The organism is Microcoleus sp. F10-B2 (genome assembly GCF_036704965.1).
Lineage (GTDB): Bacteria > Cyanobacteriota > Cyanobacteriia > Cyanobacteriales > Microcoleaceae > Microcoleus.
Map to the genome: position 1 here is coordinate 1 of NZ_JAUBTB010000005.1, position 16,916 is coordinate 16,916.

A 16,916-nucleotide genomic window follows, 5' to 3' on the forward strand; every position below is an offset into this window, starting at 1 on the left:
CCCATCCCACAAGAGAAAAAACTTTTTGTGGGACGGGCCGGAGAGCCCGTCCCAGCTATTTTTGCAAGAGGTCTAGTCTTTGTAAAGTGATTGAGTCAATCACATCTCGTTAGATTTTAGAAGTTTTAGTGGCGGTCTCAACCCCAGAATCTGATAATTATACCAGTTATTAAAAGTCGCATATCCCCGCACCGGACACGGCATTGCCGCGTCCCTACTCGCGGACTTTTCAGAATTAGTAGAAGTCAGGGAAATAAAAAAATTAGACTTTAGTTCAACCTCCCACTCAAGGCTGGGGAGTTAATCTAAAATCTAAAATCTAAAATCTAAAATCGAATGACTATTGATATTGACCGCTGATTTCGTAAACGATCGCGCCCAAAGACGCTAAGCTAGCTAAAATTAGCATTCCGGCGGGCATGAATTTTTGAGTTTTAACAAGGCGCACAATAAAGACTATTACTAAAACAGCGGAGATGGCTGCTGCTAATGCTAAACCCCAACTTTGTCCCATAAGCTGCGCGGTGCCGGCAAAAATTAGCAGCGAACCGCTAATCAAGCCTGAAATGAGCGAGGCTTGGCTTTTGGCCTTTATATAACCCATGATGCCGCCAACCAGTGTTAAAATGCCGTAGCCGATCGCCGCTGATGTCCCTAAATTCATTTTTAATCCTCCCGATTTCACTCTTTGCATCTAAATTTATACAGCGAGACCTGCAATTGCGGTCACAAATTGTTAGAAAATTTATTAAAGCCAGTCAGGATATGTAACTGTTATACAATTGCCATTATGTCAGCCCTAACTTCTGGTGCGATCGCCCAAATCCGTTACCTCCAGCGCCAAGCAGCATCCCTGCTGCTGTATCAATCAGTTCTCAAAAGCCCCGCCGGTCAAGCCTTTCTCGACTTGCTGCAAGCCCTCCACCACAGCGAAGTCAGCGGTTTGGAATGTCAGGTAGCTTACGGGAACTGGTTCAAACTTCAGGCTGCTAAAAATTTAAGCTGGAAAGATTCTCTGATTTGGGAAATTCTCAAAGACGAAAACCCCTTTTCTCGCCGAGCACAGCAAACAGATTTTGCAAGTTTGCCCCCCGCTTTGGTGGAGGCCGCCCGACATGATTTAGAAGTGCTGCAAAATATTTACGAATGCAGCAGCGAACAGTTGAGCAAGTGGGTGCGGGTAGCGGGTCAACTTGACGCAGTGCCTCCGATTTGGCATTCAGAAACTGTAGCAGAACAGGGAGATTTGCCGCTGCACGGGAAACTGGAAAAATGGTCGAGCGCGGCGGAATCTTTGGCAGTTTATTACCGACAGTTTGGCACGGGTTTGTTTGCCGAATATCGCGCTTTTGCGTGGCGGGGAGGGAAGTTGGCGAATATTTCGCATCCCGATGGCATAACTTTAAAAGAGTTGGTTTGCTGCGATTGGCAGCGGGATGCTCTGGTGAAAAATACGGAGTTTTTGCTGGCAGGTTATCCGGCTTTGCACGTATTGCTGTACGGCAGCCGCGGTTCCGGCAAGTCTTCTTTGGTGAAGTCGCTGTTAAATGAGTTTGGATCTCGCAATCTGCGCTTGATTGAAGTATCTAAATCGGATTTGCAAGATTTGCCGCTAATTGTCGAGCAGTTGCGGGGAGTTCCTCAAAAGTTTATTATTTTTGTGGATGACCTGTCTTTTGAGGAAGATGACGATGCTTTTAAAGCTCTGAAAGTTGTCTTGGAAGGAAATGTCACTGCCCGCTCTCAAAATGTAGTAGTTTACGCCACATCTAACCGCAGGCATTTAATTCGAGAGTTTTTTGACGACAGGCCTCGCCCCCGCGATGGAGACGAAGTTCACGCTTGGGATACTGTGCAGGAAAAACTTTCATTTAGCGATCGATTTGGCTTGACTTTAACTTTTGAACCGGCCGATCAAAACACTTATTTAACAATTGTCCGACATCTGGCAGAACTTGCTGGAATTAAACTCGCTGTTGAGGATTTGGAACACCGCGCTAAAGAATGGGCAACTCGCCGCAACGGGCGATCGGGCAGGACTGCGCGGCAGTTTGTTGATTTCCTGAAAGCAGATTTAGCCATTTTTGACAAGTAGATGGTCTGCGCTGGGAAGGCGGGTTTTAACTGAGATGTTACATCCTTCTCAATAAGTTTTTTATGAACGGGCAAGATGCCTGTGAAGCGAGAAAATTCACTCTTTTCTTTGTGGAACAGGCATCTTGCCTGTTGCTTACAAGGGTGCCAGATGCGTGTTTTAGCCGATATATGGGAAGGCAATTATGGATAGGAATCAACCCGCCCTTACAGCACCCAAGGGCGAAATAAAAATTCTTAATTTTTTCATAATTTTATTGATAACAACTAACTAACAAAATTTGATATAATTATCAAAATCCCCAAAGAAACCTCCAGAGCCAGAACTCATCCTGACTCCCTAAATCGACCACTAAATAATGAGGAAAATATCATGGGTTTATTTGATAAAGTATCGCAGACTCGCCAAGAAACGGAAGTAACGTTAGGGCCTGCCGAATCATTTGCGGCGATCGCGCTAATTGCTGTAGCAGCCGACGGTTACATCAATGACAGCGAAAGTAAAGCGATTAGCATGACGCTATCTCGGATGCAACTGTTCCGCAGCTATCCCGATGACGTGATGAGAAAAATGCTCGATCGCCTGCTGATGATTCTGCAACGGCAAGGAGTTGAGGTACTGTTTAATGCGGCTTTGGCAACGCTTCCCGACGAACTTAAAGAAACTGTTTTTGCTGTCACAACTGATATCGCTTTAGCCGATGGCGAGGTTTCAGAAGAAGAAGAACAACTTTTGAACGATCTTTACAGTGCATTGGGGCTTTCCGAAGATATTGCCCTCAAGATTATAGACGTGATGTTGATTAAGAACAAAGGTTAAGAAAGAAGGGGGAGGAGTGAGGAGGGCAAATTTTACAATATAAAAAATTAGCGCCTACTTACTTAGCTGATAACTTCTCCGAAAGTGCGGGTTTACCGATATGATGGTTGGTAAAATTGCGATCGAATTTGCGATCGCCCGTTACTACCTCAAATGCCTTTCACTTACACCCGCACTGTCCGCTTTCAAGATACCGATGCTGCTGGAGTCGTTTACTTTGCTAACGTTTTGGCGATGTGCCACGAAGCTTACGAGGCATCTCTAGCAGCATCTGGAATCAATCTCAAAACATTTTTCAGCAATCCCGAGGTTGCCTTTCCCATAATTCATGCTAGTGTAGATTTTTATCGCCCAATGTTTGCGGGCGATCGGCTGATAATTCAATTGACGCCCAAACAAGTTACTGGCGATGAATTTGAAATTGCCTATCAAGTATTTTCTGGCGAAGTTGCAGGAAGAAGCGCAGCAAAAGCTCTTACTAAGCACGTCTGCATCAATGCAGTTAGCCGAACTCGAAAACAGCTATCTGAAGACTTGATGCAGTGGATGAGGAAATTTGAGATTGATATTTCAGATTAGTTCTATCTTTAAAATAATAGCCGGGTATGACAGTCAGTCGATTTTAGATTTTAGATTTTAGATTTTAGATTTACTTGCAGCATTGAATCTGGGAGTTTCAACTTTGGTCTAAAATTTTGGACCGATCGCGACTTAAGTACGTGGCACGGTATCCGTTTTTGAGCGGGCTCTAATTTCTTTTAGGTTGAGAATTTTTTCGGAGTTTTTGATAGTATGTCAAATCGCAATTATGCCATTGTGGGCACGGGAGCTTTAGGCGGATTCTACGGTGCTAGACTGCAACAAGCAGGTTTAGAAGTCAATTTTTTGCTTCGTAGTGATTACGATTACGTCAAAGAACACGGTTTGATTGTCGAGTCTCCCGAAGGCGACTTCATCCTCCCCCACGTCCGCGCCTACCACGACGCGCACAAAATGCCTCAGTGCGACGTAGTAATTGTAGCGCTGAAAACAACTCAAAATCACTTGTTGCCCCAAATTTTGCCTCCTTTATTAAAGGATAACGGCGCGGTTTTAGTATTGCAAAACGGATTGAATACGGAACCGGAAGTAGCTAAAATTGTCGGTGCAGAACGAGTGGTTGGCGGGCTGTGTTTTCTTTGTTCTTATAAAGTTGGCCCCGGTCACATCTGCCACCTAGATTACGGCACTATCACGCTGGGAGAATATGCCCAAGACTACAAAGCAATCGGTATTACTAATAGAATGCACCAAATTGCTGGTGATTTTAAACGTGCTAATATTTCTATTAAAATGAGCGAAGATTTGCTGTTATCAAGGTGGAAAAAGCTGGTTTGGAATATTCCTTATAACGGGCTGTCTGTAGTGTTGGATGCGAGAACTGACGAACTGATGGCTAATCCCGATACTCTGATTTTAGTTAAGGAAATGATGGGGGAAGTGGTAGCGGGAGCCAAAAGTTGCGATCGCATTATTCCCGATGACTTTATCCCACAGATGCTCGAATACACTCAGAAAATGAAGCCTTACCGCACGAGCATGAAAATCGATTATGATGAATCGCGACCCCTAGAAGTTGAGGCGATTTTTGGTAATCCGATACAGGTGGCGCAGCAAGCAGGTATTAAGTTGCCCCAAATAGAGGTACTTTACCGAATGTTGAAATTTGTGGACGTTCAAAGACAAGAAGCAGAGAGGACGAGAAGGCTGTTAGGTTTACACTAATTGGGAATTGGGAATTGGGAATTGGGAATTGGGAATTGGGCGGGGTCGGGGCGGGTTTGTGAGATTTCTCACTGGTGTTGTAGATATTGGTGAACCCGCCCCTACAGGAATTACTGTCAAAGCCGGTTAATACTATCGATTCACCGACGATGACACATCGCAATTTCTTGCAATTGTTCTCGATTGACTTTGCCTTGAGAATTGCGCGGCAATTGTTCGACGATTACCCAATATTTCGGTCGCTTAAACTTGCTCAACTTATCTTCTATTGCCACTTGCAGATTTTTGACAGTAACTTCGGAATTAGCGGGAACGTAGATAGCCGTAACGACTTGGCCCCAATCTTTGTCTGGCACGCCAATTACAGCAATATCCGCAACTAAATTAGTCGATCGCACAGCGGCTTCGACTTCCGCTGGAAATACATTTTCTCCGCCTGTGATAATTTTGTCGCTGCTGCGTCCGACGATATTTAAGCAGTTATTTTTATCAAAAAATCCCAAATCGTCTAATTGGAAATATTCGGAAAAGTCAAAAATATCAGGATAATAACCCAACGCCAAAGATTTAGCATTTACCGCAATATTTCCGATTTGATTGTCGCACAAAATATCGCCATTGGCACTGCGAATAGTTATGTGAGCATGGGGTAAAATTTTACCGGAACTGTTATTGCCTGCGAGAAAATCTTGGGGTTTTAGTGTAGCAATTTGCGAGGCGGTTTCGGTCATGCCATAACTGGGCGCTAATTTGATTTGATAGTTTCTAGCTGTTTCTAAAAGTTCCGGCCAAGCGGGAGCACCGCCCAAAAGTACGGCCCGAAACCGTCCCAGCCAATTAGCTGTATCTGGGTTTTGCAGCAGCCGTTGCAATTGAGTTGGAACTAAAGAAATGAAAAATTCTTCTGGTTCGATGTCGCATATTTTACCATTTTCTAATTCTTTAAATGGCTGAATTGCCAGTTTTCCGCCGCTAGTAAAAGAACGCATAAATTGCATTAAACCGCTGACGTGGTATAATGGCAAAACGCAGAACGAGTTGATTTTTTCAACTTGAAAATATTGTTGAAAACCTTGTACTGATGCCGTTAGTGTTTCCCAATTGTGGATGGCAAAACGGATTTTTCCTGAAGAACCGCCGGTGGGAATCATGATTGTATCAAAACCGCTTTTAGTCGGCGAATGGAATTCTGGCGAATGGAATTCGCGGCTATACAAACGAAGTCCGCCTTCGCGGACTGGGATATGGGGAGTGGTGGGAAGCGGGTATTGTCCCCAAATTAAGTCGGGTTTGACTAAATCAAAGACTTGTTCCCATTCTGGTTTTACCCAGTTGGGATTGCAGAGAAAAATGGGACATTTGGCAGCGCGGGCGGCGGTGAAACTGGCAAGAAATTGCACGGGTTCTGGTTCGGCGAGGCAAATTTTTGGGGGTGTTGTTTGTGCGTGATTTTGGGTGATTTCTTGAAATAGCCGATCGACAATTCGGGCAAATTCGCGACTGTCACAACCAATAAGCCAATTATCGGGCAAGCGATCCGCGAGTTCCAGAATATTTACTGTTAGATTTATTGCCATAGATGCTTTCACCAAGTTTCTCGATTCAAAACAATTACAGGAGTTACGCACTCCGACAAAGAAACCGGGTTTTTTACCGAATTTGCCGGCCCCAACCCGTCTTTTCGTAAAAAAACCCGGTTTCTGAACCCCCAGGAGTAATCTAAAATCTAAAATCTAAAATCTAAAATCTAAAATCGAATGATTGTCATCGAACCAGGAATCGGTGCCGAAGCCGAGTGCTCTTTTATTTAAAGATAATTCTGTTGCTAAATTTAATGCTGCTTGTCTGCCGATTTGGGTTTCAAATACTGATGAAAAAACTGCGTCTGTATTGTGAGTTTGACAAAATTTTCGCAGTTGGGATGGAGAACCGCAGATCGCAGGTTTAATGACGAAAATTCCCCGCCAGCCTTGGCTGTAGCACTCTTGGATGCGATCGAGGTTGGCGGCAGATTCATCAAGGGCGATCGGAGTTGCATAAATAGCATTCAATTCTACCATTTCCTGAAACTCTTTTACTGGCAGCGGCTGTTCCAAAAATTCAATGTCTGCAGAAAAGTCGGGAGTTGCTTTTACCTTGTCGCAAGCTTCCAGCCATGTTTTAGCCTGCGAGTAACTGAGTCCGCCGTTGGCATCTAACCGCAAAAATGCCGATTCTCGATCGCACAAATTGTGCATTGCTTGGATTAGCTGCTGAAAAATCTTTAATTCTTCCTCAATTGCAGCCACCCCAATTTTCCATTTAAACGTCCGATATCCCTCTAACCAAAGCACTTGCAAAGCCTGCAAAGCTGTTTCACCTGCGGGCAATAAACCGCTGAACCGATTTTGCATTTTCTCCCCCTTTTGGGAAAGGTAAGTTAATTTTTCGCTTTTCTCCCCCCCTTGCCAAGGGGGGGCTGGGGGGGGTAAATTTTGCTCGTTTGATAGTGCTGACTCAAAGCCAAATTGACAAGCCGACAATTCCGCTGTCTCCCCCCCTTGGCAAGGGGGGGCTGGGGGGGGTAAATTTTGCTCGTTTAGTGCTGACTCAAAGCCAAATTGACAAGCCGGCAATTCACCGGAAATAGCAAAAATCATCTCTGATGAAATATTACCTGGCAACGATTTACAAAAATCTAAAGCTTGCTCAAAACTTTCGGAACCAAACCAACTCAAAGGAGCAATTTCTCCCCAACCAATTTGATTATTTTCGTCAGTAAGTCGCAGGATAATTCCTTCGCGAATATCCCAGATGCCGTGACTTGTTTGCAAGGGACGCTTAAATTTTCGCTGATAAGTGCGAAACTCGAATTGATAAAGCATTAGTTTTTTAGTTAATCATAAAATTCTCTCACAACTGATCCAAAATTCTCACTATTTTCAAAATGGATATTGTGGCCAGCTTTTGGTACAATTTCCAGAGTAGCGGCCGGACACAATTTAGCAATTTCGGTATTTATTGTTGTAAATTTATCATCATATTCTCCCGCTAGCAAGAGGATGGGGATTTGATTTTGTGGGAGTTTTTCCCAGAGAGAGGGCTGGTTGCCGGTTCCCATATTGCGGAGGGATTTGGCTAATTCTAAGGGATTGTTTGCTAAGCGGGTTTCTATGAGTTTGTCGAAGTGGGGAGAGTTTTTTAAAGATTTGAATAAAGGGCGATCGTACCAGTTTAATAAAAAATCTTTAATGTTGCTATTTTCCAGCTTTTGTGCTATCTGTGAATCGGCTTGCAGGCGGTGCGATCGCTCTTTTTCTGTTTTCAATCCCGGAGAGGCTGACTCTAACACTACTTTCTCGAATCTTTCAGGAAAATGTAATGTCATGTACAGTGCCAATCGCCCGCCCATTGAATAGCCCAACAACAAACATTTGTCTATTTGTAAATCATCTAATAACTCGATCAATGCTTCGGCTGTATTTGACATATTGTAGCAAATTTCGTCGCCGATTACTCTTGTTTCTCCGTGACCGGGAAGGTCAACTGCTAGACAGCAATAATTTTTAGATAGTAAGGAAATGATGGGACTAAAGTCTTGACAATCGCAGGTAAAGCCGTGGAGTAAGAAAATTATTGGCTGATTTGTGTTGCCAGTTAAGGAATAGTGAAATTGATAATTTTTAAATTTCTCCATATACAATTCTTAATATAATTTCCGTATTTACTGAAATCTAATTTCCGCATCGCTAACAGAGATGACTGCCTGAAAACGGGTGAGAAAGTCCATACCAAGAAGACCATCTATACGAAGATTTGGCGGTATATCGTGGGCAAATACGTCAAAATTTTCTATTAGTTGACCCACGCAATTAAACCAAGATACATTAATTACAGGAACATAGATTCTTCCTTGACCTGTAACTAATTCTTGCCTGCGTAAAGGATTGCGCGTATCGTAACCCAAATCCTCTAATGTTTTAACTGGCAATATTGTATAGCTGGCTCCCGTATCCACCAATAAACGCACCCGATACTCAGTAGCGTCACCATTATTTCCACCAATGGTTGCTTGCACCGCGAGCAAATTTCGTCCGTGACGCAACAAGCGATAAGCTTTTTGATAATCTGGCATTTTTGTTACAACATAGCTGCTAAGTCTTCAGGGATAGGGCCAGTGTATTCTATTGCCACCGCTTTTCCTTTCCTTGACAAAGCATTATTGTAAAGCAAATCGCGCTCCGGTGAGTGTGCTAAAACTTCACCTCTAATTACATTCAAATCCTCATCCAGTTCAGTGTAAGCAATTAGCACCCACTCGCTAGGATATAAGTGCATAATTTCTTCTAGGCTCAGAATTTGGCTAATTTCTACTGGCGTACTCATGGTTTAATTCTCCTGTTTTACGATTCAATGTGAGGTACGGATTGCTAAATTAAACAAGATTTTGAGAAGTCACCCAACTCCACCAACTCCCTCAACTTAGCAAACCATACCTCCATTTTACCGGAATTCTCGATCGCCCGATCTACAAAACAAACCCCAACGCCAGCAGCAATCCGCTAGAAAAATGCAGCCTGACTGCGATAAACTTAGAGTTGCTGACCTTTGCCGGTTGGTCGTGATAGTCTGTGACATGGCGGCAAAGGTCGATCGCAAATGGCAAACTCCCAAAAATCAACAGCGTCCAAATTGGGAACATTCCCAAAGCTACAAATAGCACAGTCAAAGCATAAACGCTGCCGCACAACCACTGCAACAACTGAGCACCTTTTTTCGTACCGAGTCGAACAATTGGGGATTTTTTACCCGCCGCCAAATCGTCCTCAACTTGGTGAAAGTGAGAACAAAATAAGATGATACTCGTAGTAATTCCCACGATTGCCGACGCTGCAAAATTAGTGGCAGACCAAGTTTGAGTTTGACTGTAATAAGCAGCGGCGAAAGCTAGCGGCCCAAAGGTGAAAAAGCAGATGATTTCTCCCAAACCTTGATAGCCAAGACGAAACGGAGGCCCTTGATAAGTGTAGCCGAGAGCACAGCATAAAACTACTAGCAAAATTACTGTTGGGTCTTTTTGCCACCAGCTTATGGCGCAGATTCCAGACACTCCGACTGCTAAAAACAGGTTAGCAAGCCAGAAAATTAAAGCTTTATTTCCGGTTAAATTCACTAGGGAATGTGCTTTGTTTTTATCGATGCCTGTTTCCGAGTCAAATACATCATTGCTGAGATTCAGCCATGCTATAATCAAAATGGCTGAAATTAAAAATGTCGAAAAAATTGACCAATTAATCGTTTGAGTTTCGGCAAAAGCAATTGCCGTTCCCACTGAAATAGGTATCACCGCAACGCTGTACATGGGCGGCTTGATTGCCGCCAGCCACAATTTACTATTTGGACGTTCAATTAACTTTGTTGTCATTACACAAACTTGATTCAATTGATAGCAGCGTAGTAATTTTACAATTTTATTGGTGAACAAAGTCTACTCTCGATCGGGTTGAGTGTGCGGGGGGCATCCACACAGAGGCTGTGGCGGTACTCAAACAGCGCAAGTAGCCCGTCTGTAAACCTCTGCAGGGGTCGATCGACTTTTGCGAAATTTAGCCGATCGATCTTAAAGTTTTGTGTCTAAATGTTTCGCTCGATCGCCCGACGGGGGTTTTTTTCCCCAACAGAGCCCAAACAGGGAGGGAAACTCAAAAGGTCGTGTTTTGCGATCGCCCTCCCGTGCTTAGATCGAAATAGGGGTTTTAGCCGGACAAACCCACACTCTATCTGACAAATCTGCTATTCTCGCTTTCATGACAGTAATACCGCACCGCGCTAATCTCTTGCAAGACCGCAATCAACTGCATCAGTTTCTGTTAAATTGCCAGCAGTCTTTAACCGAAAAAGATCGCACAAAAATAGTTAGTATTTCTCAGGAAATTTATCCCCTCGATCCGCTAGCTGTACTGCAAGAGATTTCCGAACCTTGTCAGCGGCACTTTTACTTTGAAAAAAGAGACCCCATTGCCGGCAAAAGTTTTGCAATTGCCGCCCTTGATTCGGCAATCCATCTCACCGTAGCAGGAACCGATCGATTTGTGGCAGCTCAAAACTTTATTCGTTCAACAGTTGCCAATACAATTACCATTGGTGCGGAACGCTTGCCATTTAGCGGGCCACACTTTTTTTGTAGCTTTGCTTTTTTTGATGAGAACATTGCTGCTAATTCTTACTTTCCGCCCGCCACCATATTTTTACCCAAATGGCAGATTACCAGACAGAAAGATAGCTGCATCCTCGTCGCAAATGCCATCATAGAAAAAGATCGAAACGTTAAAAATATTGCTGAAAATATTTGGCAAACTTTTGATAAAATTGAATCTCGCAAATACCATAAACTAACAACTGCGATCGACAGTTCGATATCTTTGAAACAAATCCCCGTCAATGATGCCAGTCAATTTAAAACATCAGTAAAGTCTGCTTTAGAACTGATCGCCTCTAAATATTTTAGTAAAATTGTTTTATCCCAAGCAATCAATGTGATTTCTCAAACCCCTTTCAGTTTAATAGATTCATTAAACAACTTGCGCCTCAGTTATCCAGATTGCTATGTATTTTCAACCAGTAACGGCAAAGGACAAAATTTTATCGGTGCTAGTCCAGAACGCTTAATTAGCATTCACAACAATCAGTTATTAACAGATGCTTTAGCAGGTTCTGCACCGAGGGGAAAAACTGAGGCGGGAGATGCGAAATTAGCCCAAGGATTGCTAGAAAGCGAGAAAGATATTCGAGAACATCAAGTTGTGATTGACTTTATTGTCGATCGCCTGTCTAAACTCGGCATAACTCCCAATTTTTCCCCAGTGCCCAGACTGCTGCAACTATCAAACATTCAGCATTTGTGGACACCTATAACAGCTCAAATTCCCCCTGATATTCATTTATTAAAGATTTTAGCTCAACTGCATCCAACCCCAGCGGTAGCGGGCGTGCCGAGAGATATTGCCCTCGAACAAATTCGCCGCTGCGAAAGCTGCGATCGCTCTTTGTACGCAGCACCCCTCGGCTGGATCGATCGCACCGGCAACGGCGAATTTGCCGTGGGAATTCGATCGGCTTTAATCGATGGCGATCGGGCTATACTTTATGCTGGTGCTGGTATTGTGGCGGGTTCGGAACCAGAGAAAGAACTAGCAGAAATTCAGCTCAAATTACAACCACTTTTAAATGCTTTAGTCTAATAATTCAGCTAATTTGCAGGATCTAGAGTTGTCAAGTTAATTGATTGAGTCGGTGTTAATGTTTAATTTCCACCTCCTCAAAATGTTCTACTATGGGAAAAGGATCGTAAAAATGGTGAAGCATTCTTTTCCACTCTTGATATTCAGCGGAATTCCTAAATCTAATTGTATGAGCTTCTAAATTTTCCCATCTCACCAATAATAGATATTTTCCTTGAACTTCTGTGCAGCGATGAAGTTCGTGAGATAAATATCCATCTATAGACGATATCAGACTGGAGGCTTCTCTAAAAGCTATCTCAAAATCACCCTCACAGCCAGATTTGACATTAAGCACAACCGCCTCAAGAATCATAAAAATGTATCCTGACAATTATTTGAGTATAATATCCTAGCACAATACAGAGTTGAGCTACTCAGGTTTAGCAATGCCAATAGATTTTCGCAACACAAATACCGTCTGGGCTTCCGTATTAGCAGAAACTTTGCAGCGGTTGGGATTAACTACCGCCGTCATTTGTCCCGGTTCGCGATCGGCACCGCTAACAATAGCCTTTGCTCAAAACAAAAAAATAGAAACTATTCCCATACTCGACGAACGTTCAGGCAGTTTTTTTGCATTAGGAATTGCCAAAAAATCCTATTTGCCAACCGCACTAATTTGCACATCGGGAACAGCCGCAGCTAACTTTTATCCTGCTATCATAGAAGCCAGAGAAAGTCGAATTCCGCTGCTAATATTCACCGCAGATCGACCTCCCGAACTGCGGGACTGTCACGCCGGACAAGCGATCGACCAAGTTAAAATATACGGCAATTATCCGAACTGGCAAGCCGAATTAGCCATCCCTTCTGCGTCCACAGGAATGCTAGACTATCTGCGCCAGACGATCGTGTATGCTTGGGAGCGATCGCAATTTCCAACACCCGGCCCCGTCCACCTCAACATCCCCTTTCGCGACCCGCTTGTACCCGTTCCAGACATAGCCGTAGAAGCTTTAGAAACAGAATTTAATCCCGAAGATTTCTTTGCAGGATTAGAACCCATTTTCGCAGGAGAAAGCTCTACCCCCCCCAGCCCCCCCTTGTTAAGGGGGGGAGTAGAAAGTACAATCGAAAAATGGCAGCAATGCAGCAAAGGGATAATTATTGCAGGCGTTTCCCAGCCTCAATTTGCCGAAAAATACTGTAGTGCGATCGCCCAAATTTCCCAATTATTAAAGTGGCCAGTTTTAGCAGAAGGACTATCCCCAGTCAGAAACTACGCCCAACTAAACCCCCATCTAATTTCCACCTACGATTTAATCCTGCGAAACCGCGAACTAGCAGATAAATTAACCCCAGAAATCGCCATTCAAATCGGAGACTTACCCACAAGCAAAGAACTGCGAAACTGGTTAGATAAAACCCAACCAAAACGCTACATAATCGACCCCAGCGACCACAACTTCGATCCGCTACACGGCAAAACAATTCACCTGCGAACCTCCCCTGAAAATCTCGCAACTAATCTCGCAACTATATTAACTCAAGTCCCCCCCCTTAATAAGAGCGAGTCAACTCAAGTCCCCCCCCTAAACAAGGATGAATCAACTCAAATCCCCCCCCTAAACAAGGGCGAATCAACTCAAGTCTCCCCCCTTATTAAGGGGGGGTTAGGGGGGGTTCCAACCTCACCCTCAAACGAATACCTCCAACTTTGGCGCAACACCGAAATCCAAGTCAGACAAACAATAGACCAAAAAATATCAGCAATTAACAACATAATCGAGCCCAAAGTTTGCTGGCTGCTTTCCCAAATTTTGCCACCCGCAACACTGATATTTATTGCTAACAGTATGCCCGTCCGAGATGTAGAGTTTTTCTGGAAGCCGAACATCTTAGAAATAAAACCATTTTTCAATCGCGGCGCTAACGGCATAGACGGCACATTATCAACAGCTTTGGGAGTTGCTCACCGCAATCAAAGCAGCATCATGCTAACAGGCGATTTAACACTTTTGCACGATACGAACGGTTTTTTAATTAAAAATAAATTTGTCGGTCATCTGACAATCATATTAATTAATAATAACGGTGGCGGAATTTTTGAAATGTTACCCGTTGCGAAATTTGACCCGCCCTTTGAAGAGTTTTTTGCCACGCCGCAGCAGATTAACTTTGCTCAGTTGTGTGCAACTTATGGCGTGGAACACGAGATAATAGACGATTGGGAACAGTTCAAACAAAAATTAAGTTTTTTGCCAAATAGCGGGATTCGCGTCTTAGAATTGCAAACAGACAGGCGCGCCGATGCTAAATGGCGGCAAGATAATCTAAGTAAATTTGCCAAAGATTTGTAAATTGGTAGGTTGAGCAGGTGGAACGAAACCCAACCTACACTAATTTAAACTGCTGGTTGAGCTAGCAGCGCATCTAACTGTCCATCTGCATCGAGTTTGTGAATGTCATCGCAGCCGCCTACGTGTTGCTTATTAATGAAAATTTGGGGCACGCTGCGGCGTCCGTTAGCGCGATCGGCCATTGCCTTTCTAGCGGCTTCGTCGCCGTCAATTTTGTATTCCGTGAAATTTACGCCTTTCCACCACAGCAAAGTTTTGGCGCGGATGCAGTAGGGACAGGTTTGCCAAGTATAGATTTCCACATTGGCTTTGATGCGATCGGGCTTGCGGCCCAAGAGAGGATTGAGAAAATCAAGCATTTTCGGTACTGGGGTAAAAATTAAACTGGTTGGGGGATTAACGATCATTTTAGCGAAATGCCGTCAGCCCCACGTCCTACCCAAAAATCGGCGCGGGATGGAATTGCCTGCGGCAACCTGCGGCCCTGTGACCCAAGTCACAACTTTACTCTACTCAGATCACTGGCTTTCACCCAAAATAATCACCTTCCTCACCTCATCAATGTCACCGATCTTTTCGGGAAACAAGGAGATGATTAAAACATCGAATTCAACCGCACTGCCATGCACCCCGTACAACTCCTCCCCGGCGCTATCTCTGAAATCCTCGCTTCTGTAACCGATACAGGCGTTTTGACTCTGGCGGATCGCTACGGTTTGATGGCCGCCACCTTCGACGACTCTCTGAATGACGAAGACAGAGGCTGTGTCAACCGCTTGCTGCGGGCGGTGCTCAGAGGCCGAGTGAAAGTAGTCAACGAACTTTCAGCAGCATTCTAATCGGGATTTGAAGTTTTGTTCTGAAGGCAGGGTGAGTCAGCGGTAGATGAAAATAGTGGAAACTCAGGCAGGAGTGGAAACAGCGGTAATTTGAATTCGATTTAAAAGTTTTCTCCTCTAACTCAACAACGGTTTATTTGTCAAAGCAGCCTTTACCGGCTGCTTTTTTTTTGGACGGCTAATCTGTTATTTCCGTAGGGAAACGGCATTGCCGTTTCCTCGATCTCGTGTTCTAATCGCGGATTTCCAGGTTGTACTGGCGGCAGAGGTCGATCAGTTCTTGTTGGAAGCGATCGCGCACATTCTGGGGCGAGACTATTACGCAGTCTTTGCCGTACCGAAACACATCTCGGAACAGCCAGAATCGGCTGGATACCCGCTTCACTACATGGCGCACGTCTCCCACCATTTCATTTGCCACATCTTCATCCGCTTTGAATTCATAGTTCCCAGCCAATCCCCTCCAAAAGTGTAAGTGTACTTCTAGATAGTCTATGGTTTCGCGCCATTTTTCACTTGCAGGTAACAAGTTAACAATCTTGTCTAAGCGCAAACACCGATTGTGAGCTAATTCCGGGATTTCTCTGGAGTCAGCATCGTCGCACCAGATTTCTAGGTACAGGCGCTTGTCATAGAGGCGAATTTTGGCACTGCGGGCAGTAAATTCGCTCACTTTGTCTTTGCCTGACTGGTAAAACAGTCTGAACGGTTGGCGGTCGTCAATCAGTTGATTGAGTCGAAGCCGCCACGCTTCGGCAGTTTGGTTGACTTGTTCGAGCAACTTTTGCCGGAAAGGGGTTTCCAGATTGGCTTTGTCCAAAAGTAATGCCATGACGATCTGGGCGGCTTCGACTTCGCCAGAGTCGTTGAGGAATTTGACGGCTTTGTTCAATGATTGTACCTGCACTGAATTGAGGGTGAAGGGTTCGCCCACTTCGATTTTTTGTTGGGCGATCGCGACCAGTAACCCAGATACACTGGGACTTTTGCCCCATTTGATACCGAGGCGAAGGGCGATCGCCTCTAGCTGTTCCTTGGTTCCGGCCGGAATTGAAAGTGTAATTGTCTCTTTTTTGCGGGGCATTCAACAAAAGTGTAAATACATAGTTGACAGATTTGGTTTTTAATGTAAATATAAGTTTAGTGCAATTACAAATCTCATAGATCACAAATGTTGCTGTGCAAATTCTAGAGCCAACAAAAAAAGCCAGAGGCTAGCTCCGGCTTTCAAGCCCTAATAGGTATTTGTGTGAAAGACAAGGTTATTGTCTCGATCGCGGTACTCTTTCAATTCCTGAAAGGCATTTGTGTATCTATCTTAGCGTGAAAGCGATCGATTGGTTCAAAAAAATTACTTTATCGCTGTACTAACCCAAAATATATGGTAGAGTAAAAAGCAAGCCAGACATAAAGCCAGCTCGCCCGTGTTTAAATTACTTAACTCTTAGAATAGAGCATGGCTGGTCTGGTTGTAAACCTACGCAAATACAACCATGACAGATAATCTTCCGAATCAAATGCTTCGGCTGATGTCCGATGGGCAATGGCATAGCGCCAATGAGCTAATCGAGAGTGTTAGCCATCGGTTTTCAGCAACCATGCACATTCTGCGAAAGCAAGGCTATCAGTTTGAGAAACGTCGCCTGAGCGGACAACAGCACGAATACCGACTATTGCTGAACGTTAATAATAGGATGTAATGCTATTTTGTCAGGGGGTTTGAAGGAATTTTTCTCTTTCTACCCCTCTAAAGATAGAGTGCTAGAGACAAATTATTCTGACAACAGAAAATTGGCTGTCCTCGCCCTCGAATTTGTTTACCCTACAAAAGTTAACC

At 44.1% G+C, this 16,916-nt stretch carries 18 protein-coding genes; 8 read left to right on the forward strand and 10 right to left on the reverse strand.

The window, feature by feature from the left end:
• Nucleotides 1–340: 340 nt before the first annotated feature.
• Nucleotides 341–664, reverse strand: coding sequence for a TMEM14 family protein (locus tag QUA99_RS02990; protein WP_333234677.1), 324 nt, complete (start codon nucleotides 662–664; stop codon nucleotides 341–343).
• A 126-nt stretch (nucleotides 665–790) separates the two neighbouring features.
• On the opposite strand from QUA99_RS02990, the gene QUA99_RS02995 reads away from it, so the two are divergent.
• The 4 genes from QUA99_RS02995 (at nucleotide 791) to QUA99_RS03010 (ending at nucleotide 4,678) form a co-directional block, all read left to right on the forward strand.
• A complete protein-coding gene (locus tag QUA99_RS02995; protein WP_333234678.1) occupies nucleotides 791–2,095 on the forward strand; it encodes an ATP-binding protein in 1,305 nt (434 codons plus the stop codon).
• A gap of 372 nt (nucleotides 2,096–2,467) precedes the next feature.
• Nucleotides 2,468–2,914, forward strand: a complete 447-nt coding sequence (locus QUA99_RS03000; RefSeq protein WP_333103984.1) for a tellurite resistance TerB family protein — start codon at nucleotides 2,468–2,470, stop codon at nucleotides 2,912–2,914.
• Nucleotides 2,915–3,067: 153 nt separating this feature from the next.
• A complete protein-coding gene (locus QUA99_RS03005; protein WP_333234679.1) occupies nucleotides 3,068–3,493 on the forward strand; it encodes a thioesterase family protein in 426 nt (141 codons plus the stop codon).
• A 213-nt stretch (nucleotides 3,494–3,706) separates the two neighbouring features.
• Nucleotides 3,707–4,678, forward strand: coding sequence for a putative 2-dehydropantoate 2-reductase (locus QUA99_RS03010; RefSeq protein WP_333234680.1), 972 nt, complete (start codon nucleotides 3,707–3,709; stop codon nucleotides 4,676–4,678).
• 140 nt (nucleotides 4,679–4,818) lie between these two features.
• Here QUA99_RS03010 and QUA99_RS03015 read toward each other — a convergent pair whose 3' ends face one another.
• From QUA99_RS03015 to menA, 6 genes are all read right to left on the reverse strand, one after another.
• A complete protein-coding gene (locus QUA99_RS03015) occupies nucleotides 4,819–6,255 on the reverse strand; it encodes a 2-succinylbenzoate--CoA ligase (RefSeq protein ID WP_333234681.1) in 1,437 nt (478 codons plus the stop codon).
• A gap of 156 nt (nucleotides 6,256–6,411) precedes the next feature.
• On the reverse strand, nucleotides 6,412–7,542 hold the full coding sequence (locus QUA99_RS03020) for an o-succinylbenzoate synthase (protein ID WP_333234682.1): 1,131 nt from the start codon (nucleotides 7,540–7,542) through the stop codon (nucleotides 6,412–6,414).
• 11 nt (nucleotides 7,543–7,553) lie between these two features.
• Nucleotides 7,554–8,354, reverse strand: coding sequence for a 2-succinyl-6-hydroxy-2,4-cyclohexadiene-1-carboxylate synthase (gene menH, locus QUA99_RS03025; protein ID WP_333234683.1), 801 nt, complete (start codon nucleotides 8,352–8,354; stop codon nucleotides 7,554–7,556).
• A 27-nt stretch (nucleotides 8,355–8,381) separates the two neighbouring features.
• On the reverse strand, nucleotides 8,382–8,792 hold the full coding sequence (locus tag QUA99_RS03030; protein ID WP_333234684.1) for a retropepsin-like aspartic protease: 411 nt from the start codon (nucleotides 8,790–8,792) through the stop codon (nucleotides 8,382–8,384).
• A 5-nt stretch (nucleotides 8,793–8,797) separates the two neighbouring features.
• Nucleotides 8,798–9,043, reverse strand: a complete 246-nt coding sequence (locus QUA99_RS03035) for a hypothetical protein (protein WP_333234685.1) — start codon at nucleotides 9,041–9,043, stop codon at nucleotides 8,798–8,800.
• A gap of 142 nt (nucleotides 9,044–9,185) precedes the next feature.
• On the reverse strand, nucleotides 9,186–10,082 hold the full coding sequence (menA, locus tag QUA99_RS03040; RefSeq protein ID WP_333234686.1) for a 2-carboxy-1,4-naphthoquinone phytyltransferase: 897 nt from the start codon (nucleotides 10,080–10,082) through the stop codon (nucleotides 9,186–9,188).
• Nucleotides 10,083–10,464: 382 nt separating this feature from the next.
• On the opposite strand from menA, the gene QUA99_RS03045 reads away from it, so the two are divergent.
• Nucleotides 10,465–11,898 (forward strand): isochorismate synthase, encoded by a 1,434-nt coding sequence (locus tag QUA99_RS03045; protein ID WP_333234687.1) that lies wholly within the window; start codon nucleotides 10,465–10,467, stop codon nucleotides 11,896–11,898.
• Between the two features lie 55 nt (nucleotides 11,899–11,953).
• On the opposite strand, the gene QUA99_RS03050 is transcribed toward QUA99_RS03045, so the two are convergent.
• A complete protein-coding gene (locus QUA99_RS03050) occupies nucleotides 11,954–12,253 on the reverse strand; it encodes an antibiotic biosynthesis monooxygenase (RefSeq protein WP_333234688.1) in 300 nt (99 codons plus the stop codon).
• 73 nt (nucleotides 12,254–12,326) lie between these two features.
• On the opposite strand from QUA99_RS03050, the gene menD reads away from it, so the two are divergent.
• A complete protein-coding gene (gene menD / locus QUA99_RS03055; RefSeq protein WP_333234689.1) occupies nucleotides 12,327–14,240 on the forward strand; it encodes a 2-succinyl-5-enolpyruvyl-6-hydroxy-3-cyclohexene-1-carboxylic-acid synthase in 1,914 nt (637 codons plus the stop codon).
• Between the two features lie 44 nt (nucleotides 14,241–14,284).
• On the opposite strand, the gene grxC is transcribed toward menD, so the two are convergent.
• A complete protein-coding gene (gene grxC, locus QUA99_RS03060) occupies nucleotides 14,285–14,599 on the reverse strand; it encodes a glutaredoxin 3 (RefSeq protein WP_333234791.1) in 315 nt (104 codons plus the stop codon).
• A 264-nt stretch (nucleotides 14,600–14,863) separates the two neighbouring features.
• Here grxC and QUA99_RS03065 point away from each other — a divergent pair, with 264 nt between their 5' ends.
• A complete protein-coding gene (locus QUA99_RS03065) occupies nucleotides 14,864–15,079 on the forward strand; it encodes a hypothetical protein (RefSeq protein ID WP_190731630.1) in 216 nt (71 codons plus the stop codon).
• Nucleotides 15,080–15,311: 232 nt separating this feature from the next.
• Here QUA99_RS03065 and QUA99_RS03070 read toward each other — a convergent pair whose 3' ends face one another.
• Nucleotides 15,312–16,163 (reverse strand): WYL domain-containing protein, encoded by an 852-nt coding sequence (locus QUA99_RS03070; protein ID WP_333234690.1) that lies wholly within the window; start codon nucleotides 16,161–16,163, stop codon nucleotides 15,312–15,314.
• Nucleotides 16,164–16,572: 409 nt separating this feature from the next.
• Here QUA99_RS03070 and QUA99_RS03075 point away from each other — a divergent pair, with 409 nt between their 5' ends.
• Complete coding sequence (locus QUA99_RS03075) at nucleotides 16,573–16,779, forward strand: hypothetical protein (RefSeq protein WP_333234691.1); 207 nt, start codon at nucleotides 16,573–16,575, stop codon at nucleotides 16,777–16,779.
• Nucleotides 16,780–16,916 lie beyond the last annotated feature (137 nt).